Origin of the sequence: Burkholderia puraquae (assembly GCF_002099195.1) — a bacterium.
In the GTDB taxonomy this organism is placed as follows: domain Bacteria; phylum Pseudomonadota; class Gammaproteobacteria; order Burkholderiales; family Burkholderiaceae; genus Burkholderia; species Burkholderia puraquae.
Genome location: NZ_NBYX01000014.1, coordinates 64,698 through 77,002, shown reverse-complemented (window position 1 = coordinate 77,002; position 12,305 = coordinate 64,698). Strand labels below are relative to the sequence as shown.

The 12,305-nt window shown below is 67.7% G+C and carries 12 protein-coding genes; 2 read left to right on the top strand and 10 right to left on the bottom strand.

Features of this window, described 5'->3' with window-relative positions; translation table 11 throughout:
• Window positions 1-19 precede the first annotated feature (19 nt).
• The 5 genes from B7G54_RS24760 to B7G54_RS24735 all read right to left on the bottom strand — a co-directional run bounded on the left by B7G54_RS24760 (window position 20) and on the right by B7G54_RS24735 (window position 5,655).
• Window positions 20-1,054 (bottom strand): lipase secretion chaperone, encoded by a 1,035-nt coding sequence (locus tag B7G54_RS24760; protein ID WP_085041463.1) that lies wholly within the window; start codon window positions 1,052-1,054, stop codon window positions 20-22.
• Between the two features lie 3 nt (window positions 1,055-1,057).
• Complete coding sequence (locus tag B7G54_RS24755; RefSeq protein ID WP_085041462.1) at window positions 1,058-2,152, bottom strand: triacylglycerol lipase; 1,095 nt, start codon at window positions 2,150-2,152, stop codon at window positions 1,058-1,060.
• 228 nt (window positions 2,153-2,380) lie between these two features.
• A complete protein-coding gene (locus B7G54_RS24750; protein WP_085041461.1) occupies window positions 2,381-4,513 on the bottom strand; it encodes a TonB-dependent copper receptor in 2,133 nt (710 codons plus the stop codon).
• An 82-nt stretch (window positions 4,514-4,595) separates the two neighbouring features.
• Complete coding sequence (locus B7G54_RS24740) at window positions 4,596-4,964, bottom strand: DUF2946 domain-containing protein (RefSeq protein WP_085041460.1); 369 nt, start codon at window positions 4,962-4,964, stop codon at window positions 4,596-4,598.
• A 154-nt stretch (window positions 4,965-5,118) separates the two neighbouring features.
• Window positions 5,119-5,655, bottom strand: a complete 537-nt coding sequence (locus B7G54_RS24735) for a cytochrome b (RefSeq protein ID WP_085041459.1) — start codon at window positions 5,653-5,655, stop codon at window positions 5,119-5,121.
• Between the two features lie 224 nt (window positions 5,656-5,879).
• Between B7G54_RS24735 and B7G54_RS24730 the strand changes: the two genes are divergently transcribed.
• Window positions 5,880-6,518, top strand: coding sequence for a Pr6Pr family membrane protein (locus tag B7G54_RS24730; protein ID WP_085041458.1), 639 nt, complete (start codon window positions 5,880-5,882; stop codon window positions 6,516-6,518).
• A 48-nt stretch (window positions 6,519-6,566) separates the two neighbouring features.
• Here the strand turns inward: B7G54_RS24730 and B7G54_RS24725 are convergent, their stop codons facing one another.
• The gene (locus B7G54_RS24725; RefSeq protein ID WP_085041457.1) at window positions 6,567-7,301 is read right to left on the bottom strand and encodes a peptidoglycan DD-metalloendopeptidase family protein; all 735 of its coding nucleotides are present in this window, start codon (window positions 7,299-7,301) and stop codon (window positions 6,567-6,569) included.
• Window positions 7,302-7,726: 425 nt separating this feature from the next.
• On the opposite strand from B7G54_RS24725, the gene B7G54_RS24720 reads away from it, so the two are divergent.
• The gene (locus tag B7G54_RS24720; protein ID WP_069259497.1) at window positions 7,727-8,047 is read left to right on the top strand and encodes a hypothetical protein; all 321 of its coding nucleotides are present in this window, start codon (window positions 7,727-7,729) and stop codon (window positions 8,045-8,047) included.
• 118 nt (window positions 8,048-8,165) lie between these two features.
• Here the strand turns inward: B7G54_RS24720 and B7G54_RS24715 are convergent, their stop codons facing one another.
• The 4 genes from B7G54_RS24715 to B7G54_RS24700 form a co-directional block, all read right to left on the bottom strand.
• Window positions 8,166-8,510: a DUF4148 domain-containing protein gene (locus B7G54_RS24715; protein ID WP_085041456.1), complete on the bottom strand. Its 345-nt coding sequence runs from the start codon at window positions 8,508-8,510 to the stop codon at window positions 8,166-8,168.
• A gap of 200 nt (window positions 8,511-8,710) precedes the next feature.
• Complete coding sequence (gndA, locus tag B7G54_RS24710; RefSeq protein WP_085041455.1) at window positions 8,711-10,123, bottom strand: NADP-dependent phosphogluconate dehydrogenase; 1,413 nt, start codon at window positions 10,121-10,123, stop codon at window positions 8,711-8,713.
• 95 nt (window positions 10,124-10,218) lie between these two features.
• Window positions 10,219-10,860: a DUF938 domain-containing protein gene (locus B7G54_RS24705; RefSeq protein ID WP_085041454.1), complete on the bottom strand. Its 642-nt coding sequence runs from the start codon at window positions 10,858-10,860 to the stop codon at window positions 10,219-10,221.
• Window positions 10,857-11,753 (bottom strand): NAD-dependent protein deacetylase, encoded by an 897-nt coding sequence (locus B7G54_RS24700; RefSeq protein WP_085041453.1) that lies wholly within the window; start codon window positions 11,751-11,753, stop codon window positions 10,857-10,859. The genes B7G54_RS24705 and B7G54_RS24700 overlap by 4 nt, the downstream gene beginning before the upstream one ends.
• Window positions 11,754-12,305: the final 552 nt, after the last annotated feature.

Sequence of the window (12,305 nt, the reverse complement as noted above, 5' to 3'; positions counted from 1 at the left end):
ATGCGCCGCGCTGCTCGCGTTACCGCGCGCTGCCCGCCCCGCGATCGAGCGATGCCGCGCGCACGGCTTCGCCGGGCTTCGTGAACACGCGCTGCCGCAGCGCGGCGATCTGCGCGTTGCGATCCTGCGGCGACAGCCCGGCCGACTCGATCTGCGCACGCTGCGCCGCATAGTCCGCGTAGCGGCTCTGCCACGACGCGTCGTCCTGCTGCATCTGCGCGACGCGCGCGGCGGCTTCGGTGCCGAGCGTCTGCGTCAGTTGCGCGCGCATCGCATCGGGCGTCGCCCCGCTCTTCTGCAATTGCGCAATCTGGTCGATCGCCGCGCGCTGCTGGTCGATGCGCTGCTGCGCGGCACGTTCGTCGGCCGGCATCTGCTGTTCGAGCGCCGCGAGCCGTTCGGACTTCTGCGCGTCCGTCAGCGTGGGATCCTGCGCGATCTTCAGCCGCGCGAGGTCGTAGCGCTGCCGCCACTGCTCCGCACCGAAGAACGGCTGGCTCCAGTCGCCGAGCGTGCGGTACGCGATCGACGCGCGCTGGTCGAGCGCGAGTTGCAGCGCGCCCAGGTCGGACTTGTCGACCGCGCCGGCATCGCGCAGTTTCGCGAGTGCGTCGAGATACGCGCGATACCGGTGCCACACGTCCAGCGCCTCGGCCTGCGCCATGGTGCCGTCGAGCTGGCCGGCAACCTCGCGCACGACGAACGCATCGAGCGCGGCCGCGCTCAGGTCGCTCTGCGCGGTCAGGCAGTAGTCGAAGAAATCGCGCACTGCGCGCGACTTCGCGAGATGGCCGCCGGCGTCGAGCGGTAGCCGTGGTGCGCTGGAGCCGGCGAGTGACGGCGGCAGGCCCGCGCTCGCCGGCACCGCGGCCTGCGGCGGTGCGGCAGCCAATCCGCCCGCCACCGACACATCCGGCGACTCGCCGGCAGTGCCCGTCCCGCGATGCCAGCCCGCGCCGCTCCACATCGCCACGCCGGCGATCGCCGCCAGCCCCACGACACCGTAGGCCATGGCGCGCCGCGCCAGCGGCGCGCGCCCTTCACGTTCTGCCATCGATTACACGCCCGCCAGCTTCAGACGGTTCGCATGCGTGCGGATCACCGCGACCGGATCTTCCGCATACGCACCGCGTACGCCGAGCAACTGGTTGATTTCGTCGATATGGTTCCACTTGTAGCTCGTGCTCAGCACCTTGCCGTACAGCGCACTGCACTTCGACACGAGCCCGTCGTTCTGCCCGGAGCCGCGGTTGATCATCACCGTGCCCGTGCCGAACAGCGCGAGCGTCGACAGATCGAGTGCGTTCGCCGGATCGACGAGCGGAATGGTGCTCGTGTCGGTCGCACCCGTGACGCCGAGCAGCGAGAGCGTCGGCTGGATCGCCGTGCCGGCCCACGAGTACAGCAGATGCGTGTTGCCGCCGACGGTTTCGGTCGGCGCACCGGTCTGGCAACTGCCCGGCGCGCCCAGGCCCGCGCTCGGGTAGTTCTGGTTGTACGTGGCGGCCCGTGCGGTCGTCAGCGTCTGCAGTGCGGCGAGCGCGTCCTGGTTCGTGTTGTGGGTGCTGCTCGTCAGGATTCCGAATACATTGACGAACGCGGCGATCACCGATGACGATAGCCCGGTCGGATCGTACGCAAGCACGTTCTGCACGAAGTCGGCGAACTCGGAGCCGCGATGCGGCGTGCCGATCGTCGTCACCGACGCGACGAGATCGGGTGCGACGGCCGCAACATAGCGCGACGTGAGGCCGCCCTGGCTGTGGCCGACGAGATTGACCTTGGTCGCGCCCGTCGCCGCGAGCACCGTCTTCACGTAAGCGAGCAACTGTTCGCCGCGCCCGTTCGGGCCGTCGTCGCTCTGGAAACCCGACAGGTTCGCGACGTAGACGGTCGCACCGTTCTGCTGCAGGTCTTCCTGGATGCCGTACCAATACTCGAGCACGCCGGCGTACTTGTCGGTACCCGTGAGCCCGTGCACGAGGATGATCGGATAACGCGTCGCCGCGTATTTGTCGGCGGGCGCGGGCGCCGCCACTGCCGCGTGCGTCGTCGCAATCGTCATCACGGCGGTCGCCCCCGCGAACGGCGCGATGCTCATCGCGCATGCCACTGCCCCTGCCACCACCCTGGAACGCATCGTTTTGGCCATGCATGTTCTCCTGATTATTGTGCTGCCGGTGCGAATGAAGCCGGATCGACACACACTATGCGTCGCAAACATCGCGACCACTGTGTGCGTCGAATGCGGGAGTGAATCACGAGTCGCGAACGTTTGCGCCCTGACTAGATACGGTTCTCTAATCGGTTGACGCGCCCCGCCCGTTCAGGCGGGGCCGCGTTCATGCGTGCGCATGCTGCAACGCACACGCGCGTCGCGTTACAGCTTCGCGCTCACGCGCACCCATGCAGTCCGGCCGGGCTCCATCACCGGCGAGTTCGCCGGATAGCCGAAGCCCGCATTGCCGGCGAGGTTCAGGTGCTCGGTGTAAGCCTTGTTCAGCACGTTGTCGACGCCGACCGAGATCTGCACGCTCTTGCTGATGTTGTATTGCGTATGCAGCGAGAGCACACCGAATCCGGCGCTCGGGCCGAAGTCCTTGCCGACCACGTTGCCTTCGTTCAGTGCATAGCGATGCTGCGGCGCAACGATGCGCCACAGCCCCCCCGCCGACCACGCGCCACGCGTGTATTCGAGCCCGATGCGCGCCTCGAGCGGCGGCATCTGCGGCAGCGGATCGCCGCTTGCCACGTTTCGCCCCCACGCATATGCGAGCGACGTGTCGACGCGCAGCGGCGAAACCGGTTTCCACGACACGCCCGCTTCGCCACCCATGATCTGCGCATTGACGTTGGCCGCCTGCGTCGTCGGGCCCATCATGCCGGCCGAATAGTTGAACAGGATGAAGTCCTGCACGTAGCCCGCGTAGGCCGACACCCATGCATCGAGCCGGTCGCTCTTGTATTGCGCGCCGATGTCGACCTGCGTGGTCTTCTCCGGCTGCACCGCCGAAAACGCATTGACCGACCCGGCCGGCCCGCGCTTCGCGGAAAACAGCTCCCAGTAGTCGGGAGAGCGTTCCGTATGGCCGATCCCCGCGTACCACGTGACCGGCAGTGACGCGAGATCGCGCTCGTAGCGAATGAAGCCGCTAGGCAGCAAGCGCGTGCGATCGTCGTCGAAGGTCGGATTGGGCTTGCGCTTCATCATGCCGCTCGTCGTCGCGCGCTTGTCGCGTGCGCTCGCATAGTCGATGCGCGCGCCGCCGATCACGCGCGACACGTCGCTCGCGTACCACGTCAGTTCGCCGAACACACCCGCGTTCCACATCGTCGCCTGTGCATCCCACGGCTTGTCGCCGTAGTTCAGCCGCCCCATCGCCGAGCGCGAGTCGAGCCGGTTCGATTGCGCGTCCATGCCCGCCACGAGCTTGAAATCGTCGGCAAAACGGAACGTCGCGGCCGCGCGCGCGCCGAACGTGCGGCGCCGCACTTCCGACGCCATCCGCATCGGCATGCTGCTGGTCGGGTCCGGTTGCCGCAACGTGTAGTTGTCCATCACGTGATCGGCTTCGTTGTAGTACACGCGCGCCTCGATCCGGTCGAGCACGTCGCCGAGATGCTTCTTGTCGAACGACAGGCCGAACGTCTCGCGGCGAAAATGTGCGCCGTCCATTCCGCGCCCCGCGTAGCGCGCATAGCCGTCGCCGGTGCCGGCGGTCAGCTCGACGCGCGTGTGGTCGTCCGGCGTCCAGCCCAGCGCCGCATCGGCGTTCCACTTGTCCCACTGCGACGGCACGGTGTTGCCGTTGCCGTCCTTGTAGTCCTGCGAATGCGCGTGGTTCGCGGTCACGCGGCCATAGACGTCCGGCGTGCCGGCCGTCACGTCGATGTTCTGGTCGTTGCGGCCGAACGACCCGCCGACAAGGCTGCCCGCGAAGCGCATGCCGGGCTTGTCGAAGCGCGGCGTCACGCGCTCGAACATCACGGTGCCGGCCGACGCGCCGGGACCGTACAGCACGGTCTGCGGCCCCTTCACGACCGTGACCTTGTCATAGCTTTCCGGCGCAATGTACGACGTCGGCGCATCCATCCGGCCCGGACATGCGCCGAGCGTCGACATCCCGTTCGCCAGGATGTTCAGCCGCGAGCCGAACATCCCGCGCAGCACGAGGTCGCCGTTGGTGCCGCCACTGCGGATCGACGTGAAACCGGGGATCGTCTTCAGGTAATCCGCGCCGTCGCTGGCGGGCAGCGGCTGGCGCGGCGTCTTCGGATCCGTGACGACGACGAGCGGCGTCGACAGCGGCGAGGCGACGACTTCGATGGCCGGCAGCGGCGCGGCCGTATCGTCGGCCGGCGCGCCGGCCACGCGCGCCGTTTCGGCGGCCGCGGCGCTCGCGGCCAGCGCGCCGGCTGCGAGCGCGGGAACGGTGAGTTTCAGCACGCGCGGCATGCGCCGCGCACAGGCATTGCGTGACGCCCGCGGCGCACGCAACTGGAAAATGGTCATGATCGAAAGCCCGAGTGACGCCCTCCACGCGGCCTCGACGGGCCGCACGGATATTGGCGGTGAAAAGAACGGAAACAGCGCGTCAGGCGCGCTCGGGCGGGGCGCGTGGATACGCGCGCGGATAGCGGTCGGCACGCGCCGCGACGGCAGGCGGCGCGACGGCGGAAACGGAAACGACGGGAACGGAAGCGAGTGCTGCGGCGGCAGGCCCGCCGATCGCGGGGCTGTGTGCGAAGAAACCGCAGTAGCCGCACGCATCGATATGCAGCGCATGATCGTGCATGCGGCTCGCATCGGGCGACTGATGTGCGCGATGCTCGGTACTGCAGACAATTGCGTCGGGCGTGGCCGCCTGCGCGACGCGCCACTGCGACACCAGCGGCGCCGTGATCGCGAACCAGATCGCGAGCACGCCAAGCCAGGCGGTCAGGTGACGATGTCGGTGCAGCATGCTCGGCAACGAGTAAGCAGAATGTAAAAACAGCCGAGATGTTACAGAATGTTTACCGCGATGACCAGCGCAGATGGCGGTAAACGGACCGGGGGCGCATGGTTGTCAACACAACCATGCGCCCCCGCCTGCTGCATGATTCAGGAACGTGCGATCAGGGCGCCATGCGCCGCAGCACGTCGTCGCGCCGGATGAAATGATGGTAGAGCGCGGCCAGCGCGTGCAGGCCGATCACGAAGTAGAACGCGTTGCCGATCAGTTCGTGCGCTTCCTTGATCGTCGGCCGCAGCGCCTTGTCGGGGCCGAACAGCGTGAACGACACGCCGAGCCAGTCGAGCGACACCGGCTTGCCGCCCAGGTTGATCATCATGATGCCGAGCAGCGGCTGCGCAATGATGAACACGTAGAGCGCGACATGCGCGAGCTTCGAGAGCCAGCGCAGCAGCACCGCTTGAGCAATGGCCTCCGGCACGCGGCTGACGACTCGCCACAGCACGCGCAGCACCGACAGCACGAGCACGAGCGTGCCCGCGGCGAGATGCACGTTCATCCAGAATACCCGGCTGTCGCTGCCTTTCGGCCCGCGGATCTCGATGGCCAGGTAGGCCAGCGCCACCAGCAGGAACACGGCCCAGTGGAAGAAGATCGCGGGCGAGCTGTAGCGCGTCTGTTTCGCGAGGATGTTTCTCATGCGTCGTCTCGTGTTGTATGCGGGGATGGGCGCATGCGGCAATCGGCCCGCGCCCGGAAAGCTGCCCCGATTGTAGCCGCACGGGCGCCCGGTTTTGCACGACGCGCGCAAATATCCGACGAATCGTCCACGCACGCCGCGCGGCGCGCCATATGGAAAGTCCGCATCGCGCGCCCGGACGGCTGTGGCACGATGGAGCTTTGGTGCGACGGCGCGCGGGCATCATGAGCAAGGCGTTCTTCGTTGCGGCCTATCGGCTGATCGCCGCGTTGCTCGCGGTATCCACCACGCTGCACAGCGTCGCCGACTACTGGCACCTGCCGGGCTTTCATCTCGGCAACTACCTCAGCTACTTCACGCAACTGAGCAGCCTCTACGCGGCCGCGATGCTCGCCGTGGGGCTCTCGCGCATCACGCGCCCCGGCTCGGCCCGCTACGAATCGATGCGCGGCGCCGCGGTGCTGTACGTACTGATCACCGCGATCGTCTACGAACTCCTGCTCGCGCGGCTCGATGCGCTGCGCCACGTCACGCCGGCGTTCAACAACTGGGTGCTGCACCGGATCGTGCCGCTCGTCGTGCTGTGCGACTGGCTGTACGTGGAGCCGCGCTTGCCGATCCCACGGCGCAGCGCGTTCGCGTGGCTCGGCTTTCCGGTCGTCTATCTCGGCTATACGCTGGTGCGCGGCGCGCTGGAGAACTGGTATCCCTACCCGTTCGTCGATCCGAGACCGAATGGCTACCTGCCGGTCGCCATCCAGTGTTCACTGATCGCACTCGGCGCGGCGGCGCTCGCACTGGGCATTCGCTGGCTCGGCAATCACGCGAGACAGTCCGGCGCGGTAACGCTCAAGAAAGGATGAAGGCGGGAGCGTGTGCGCCGCCCGGCGCACACGGGGTGATGCGGGTCGTCAGCCGCCGTTGCGCGGCAGGAAGTTCATCGGATCGACGACCTTGCCGTTCTGGCGGACTTCGAACTCGAACGTCGAACGACCGCTCGCGTCGGTGCCCATTTCGGCGACCGGCTGGCCCTGGCGCACCGCGTCGCCTTCGTTGACGAGCAGTTTGCCATTGTGTCCGTAGGCCGTGATGAGTCCGTTCTCATGCTTCAGGATCACGAGCGGGCCGTAGGCCTTGACGCCGGAACCGGCGTAAACCACGCGCCCTGCAGCCGCGGCCCGCACCGAATGGTCGGGCCCGGACGCAGCGATCACGAGGCCGCGCGCCTTGCCGGCCGAGAACGGCGCCGCCACGACGCCGGTGGCCGGCCATGCGAGCGAACCCGGCTGCGCGGCCGCCGCGGGCGGCTGCCCGAGCGACGTCGCGGCAGGTGGCGGTGCAACGCGCAGCACCTGGCCGGGATACACGGCATCGGTCGGCGCCATGTGGTTCCAGCTGGCCACGTCCTGGACGCGCTGCCCGTAGGCGTTCGCGACGCCCGCGAGCGTATCGCCCGGATTCACGCGGTAATAGCCGGCGATCACGCCCGGCGTCGCGGCCGATGTGGGTGCCGACTGACGCGCCGGCTGCCAGCTGTCGGTCCACGGCGTCATCGTGCAGCCCGTCAGCGCGATGGCCGCGGCAACGAGCGCCGCCTGCGGCAGCCAGCGCGTCAGCGCATCGTGGATGGGAATAGTTTCTCTCAAGGGTCCTCCCGGATTTGCGTCGTTGCGCCGCCCACCGCCCCCCGGTGCGCGACGCACGATGTCCGGCCGGACGGCCGGACCAATCAGTATCCGACCGCTCTCGCGGCCTTCAGTTTCCACAGTGGAACGTCGGCGCGAATGGGCTCACCGGCCCCTTTTTCGCGTCGTCCAATCGGCAAAGATACCATTTGTGGCGGTCAAGGCCGCGTCAGGTGCCCGATCCGGCAACAATCTTGCGGCGTCGCACCGATGTGCCGGCGGCCTGCAAGCCGTGCCGCGCGGGCCGCCGGGCCGGCCAGCCGCGGTTCTTCCGCGTGCCGCGCCGCCCTCGCAGGCCGGTATCGATCCCGTCACATTCTCCCCTTCGATCGCCACCTATACTCGGTGATGCACTGCGCGATCCAACGACAACGAGGAGCATGACAATGAACAACGCGACGTTTCTTTCCGTGCAGCTCAACGCCGACGATTTCTCCGGCTCCAGCGGCCTGGTCGAATTGCTCAACCGGCACCTTCTGTTTGCGACCGATGTCGCGGAAGCAGCCGATGCGCTCGTCCAGCTGGCGAGCGTCGCGCACATGACCGGCGCCACGCGCCACAGCGTCGAGTTGCCGGTCCTCGCGATCGAGCGGCTGCGCGAGGCGCTCGACACGCTGAGCGGCTACGACGAAACGTGGCTGCAGGTGCTGGAACCGGCCGAAGCGCTGTTCCGGGATATCGGGCGCGGCAGGCGCCCGCTGCACTGAACCGACGGCTGGCGCGTTATACGCGCCGCCAATGAAAACAGCCCGCCGTTCCGCATGACGGAACGACGGGCTGTTTGTACTTCAGGGGTCGGATCAAGCCGCCAAGGCGGCCGCACCATTAACGACCCTTGTAGATCGGAGCGTCGTCAGCGATGCGCTTGACTTGCCAGCCGGTCTTGGCCTTGGCCGGTACGCCGGATTCTTGCGCGGCAGCCGGTTGTGCGCCATAGCCCGTCGTGTCGGCAGCGGCGACGTTCAGTTGCGGGTTCAGGCGGGCTTCAGCAGCCTGGATACCTTCCGGGTAGTTCGTACGGTCGCTGCCCAGCTTGTAGCCGGCCTGTTGGACGGCGACCAGATCGGCCTTCACCTGTGCACGGGTGACGGGCGCATTCTGTTGGGCGAACGAGACGACGGGAACGGCGAGGACGGCAGCTGCGGCGAACGTTGCGATCAGCGATTTCATGATTACCTCCGGGATTTTTTTGCTCCGCCGCACACACCATGTCTGCAGCGATGGAACAGAGTTTAGTCCCGGCGTCCCCTAGGGAAAACCATGAAACAGCGAAAACACTGTTTCCCCGGAGCCAACAATGCCGGCATCCGGGATAGAAAAACCCTATTCAAAGAATAGATTTTCGCAACAATGCTGCCCCCACCCGCCGGTTACGACCAGTTCGCGTGGAAGCTGCCCGGCTTGTCGGTGCGCTCGAACGTGTGCGCGCCGAAGAAGTCTCGCTGCGCCTGCACGAGGTTCGCCGGCAGCCGCTCGGAACGATAGCTGTCGAAGTACGCGACCGCCGACGCGAACGCCGGTACCGGTACGCCGGCCTTCACCGCGGCGACCACGACGTCGCGCAGCGACGCCTGGTAATTCGCGGCGATGTCCTTGAAGTACGGGTCGAGCAGCAGGTTCGCGAGCGCCGAATCCTTCGCGTACGCGTCCGTGATCTTCTGCAGGAAACGCGCGCGGATGATGCAGCCCGCGCGGAAGATCTTCGCGATCGTCCCGAGATCGAGGTTCCAGCCGTATTCTTCCGACGCCGTGCGCAGTTGCGCGAAGCCCTGCGCGTACGAGATCACCTTGCTCAGGTACAGCGCGCGGCGCACCGCTTCGATGAACGCGGCGCGATCGCCGTCGAACGGCGTGGCGGCCGGGCCCGGCAGGACCTTGCTGGCCGCGACGCGCTCGGTCTTCAGCGACGACAGCACGCGCGCGAACACCGATTCGGTGATCAGCGGCAGCGGCACGCCGAGATCCAGCGCGTTCTGGCTCGTCCACTTGCCGGTGCCCTTCTGAGCGGCGCGATCGAGGATCACGTCGACCAGGTGCTTGCCGGTTTCCTCGTCCTTCTTGCCGAAGATCTTTGACGTGATCTCCATCAGGTAGCTGTCGAGTTCGCCCTGATTCCACTCGGTGTACACCGCGCCGAGTTCGTCGTTGGTCAGGCCCGCGACGTCCTTCAGCACCGCATAGCTTTCGGCGATCAGCTGCATGTCGCCGTATTCGATGCCGTTGTGGACCATCTTCACGTAATGGCCCGCGCCGTCCGGGCCCATGTACGCGACGCACGGCTCGCCGTCCGACGGCGCCTTGGCTGCGATCTGCTTGAGGATCGGCTCGACGAGGTCGTACGCGTCACGCTGGCCGCCGGGCATGATCGACGGGCCGCGCAGCGCGCCCTCTTCGCCGCCCGACACACCGGTGCCGATGAAGTGCAGGCCCGATTGGGCGAGCTCCTGGTTGCGGCGGATCGTGTCGGTGAAGTGCGTATTGCCACCGTCGATCAGCACGTCGCCCTTCTCCAGCAGCGGCTTGAGCGACGCGATCGTCGCATCGGTCGCGTCGCCGGCCTTCACCATCATCAGGATCCGGCGCGGCGTTTCGAGCGACGCGACGAACTCCTCGAGCGTATAGGTCGGCACCAGATTGCGGCCGGGGAATTCGGCGATCAGTTCGTCGGTTTTCTCGCGGCTGCGGTTGTACACCGACACCGCGTAACCGCGGCTCTCGATATTGAGTGCGAGATTGCGGCCCATCACCGCGAGCCCGATCACACCGATTGCTTGTTTGCCCATTAGTCAATTCTCCGGAAAAAACGGGGCGCGACCCGAGCCGGGTCGCGCACAGGCGAAAGGATAGTGGAAACCCGGCAGCGCTGCGCGCTTCCGTGTCACTGCTCCGCGTGCGGCAGCCGCCGGAACACGACGCTCAGGTTGTTCGCCGGCATCTCGACCACCTCGATGCAGTCGAGCCCGCGATCGAGGCCCAGCGCGACGACGGTCTCGAGATCGCGCACGCCCCACGACGGGTCGCGGCTGCGCAACTGCAGGTCGAATGCTTCGTTCGACGGCGCCGTATGCCGGCCCTCGCGGCGATACGGCCCGTACAGGAACAGCACGCCACCCGGCCGCAGCAGGCGCGCCGCGCCCGCGAACAGCGCGTCGGTGCAGGCCCACGGCGAGATGTGAATCATGTTGATGCAGACGATCGCGTCGAGCGTGTCGACCGGCCACGACGCGTCGCGCACGTCGAACGCGAGCGGCCCGGCAACGTTGGCGAGTCCCGCATGGGCAACCCACGCGGCGATCGAGCGCCGCGCCTGCGCATCGGGATCGCTCGGTTGCCAGTGCAGGCCCGGCAGCGCCTGCGCGAAGTGGACGACGTGCTGGCCCGTGCCGCTCGCGATTTCGAGCACGCGGCCGCTCGCCGGCAACACGCGGCGCAAGACGTCGAGGATCGGCCCGCGATTGCGTTCGGCCGCCGGTGCCGACAGCCGTGCGGACGGATCGGGCGACGAGGTCGGGCCGGTCACGATGCCTGCTCCGGTGCGTGGCCCGCGAGGCCCAGCCGCGCCGTCAGCGCGTCGAGCGCGGGTGCGCAGCGCGCCTCGACCTTCAGCGTCAGCATCGGATCGGCCCGCGTATGGCCGAGATTGAGCGCGGCGACCGGCTTGTGCTGCGCCTGCGCCCACACGCAGAAGCGGTAGCCGGAATACACCATCAGCGACGAGCCGACGACGAGCAGCGCATCGGCTGCGTCGAGCGCCTGCGACGCGAGCGCCACGCGCTCGCGCGGCACGTTTTCGCCGAAGAACACGACGGCCGGCTTCAGCAGCCCGCCGCACGCGGGGCACGCCGGGATGCGGAACGTGTCGAGCGCGGCCCATTCGAGGTGCGCGTCGCCATCCGCGGCCGGCTCGGCCTGCGCGCCCAGCAATTCGGGATTGTCGGCCTCGAGCATGACCTGGATCCGCGCGCGCGCATGATGCGCACCGCAGCCGAGGCATGTGACGCCGTCGATTCCGCCGTGCAGCTCGATCACGTCGCCGCTGCCCGCGCGCTGGTGCAGGCCGTCGACGTTCTGCGTGACGAGACGCTCGATCCGTCCCGCGCTGCCGAGCCGCGCCAGCGCGACGTGCGACCCGTTCGGCTGCGCGCGGCCGACGACGGGCCAGCCGATCATGCTGCGCGCCCAGTAGCGCCGCCGCGCGGCATCGGAGCCGAGGAATTCGTGGAGCTGGATCGGCGGCGAGCGCATCCATTGGCCGTTGCGGTCGCGATAGCCGGGAATGCCGGAGTCGGTGCTGATGCCCGCGCCGGTCAGCACCAGCAGGCGCGGATGGCGCTCGACGAACGTATGCAGCGCATCGAGTGCGGCCGGATCGACGCCGGCGGTTGAGAGGTCGTGCAGGGCTTTGTCGTTCATGTTGGCAACGCGTGATCGGGCGCGCCGGCAAGCCGTGCGCCCGCACGGGCGGCCAGGCACGCCAGCACATGATACAGAACGCCGCGCGATCGGGCCGAAGGCTCGCGTCGCAAACCGGCGCACAAAAAAAGACGCCCATCCGCCACTCGGCGATGGGCGCTTCAACAATTGATCCATCGGGGTAGTGGATCAACTGACAGCACAATTTCGCGGCGCCCGCCCTGCTGCGACCGGCGAACGCTTCCCCTGGACTACACGTATTCCGCGATGCCGAACACATCGATGCGCTGCCGTCTTTCCGGTGCGATCCGGTTCGGATCCGCCGCGCCGACGCAATGCGCGGCGCACGAACGCCTGCGCAGCGCGACGACTCGCGTTGCGCGCGGCAGCATGACGATCCGGGATCCGGGCCGCGCCATCCGCAGGCATTCACGGTTCATCCCCGACGGCCGACCGGCACCGGTCGGCCTCGTGCGTCACACCTGCACGTCGTCGTTCAGAACAAACCCGATTGCTCGGATGGAACGGAAAGCCGCGCGCTCACGTCGCCTC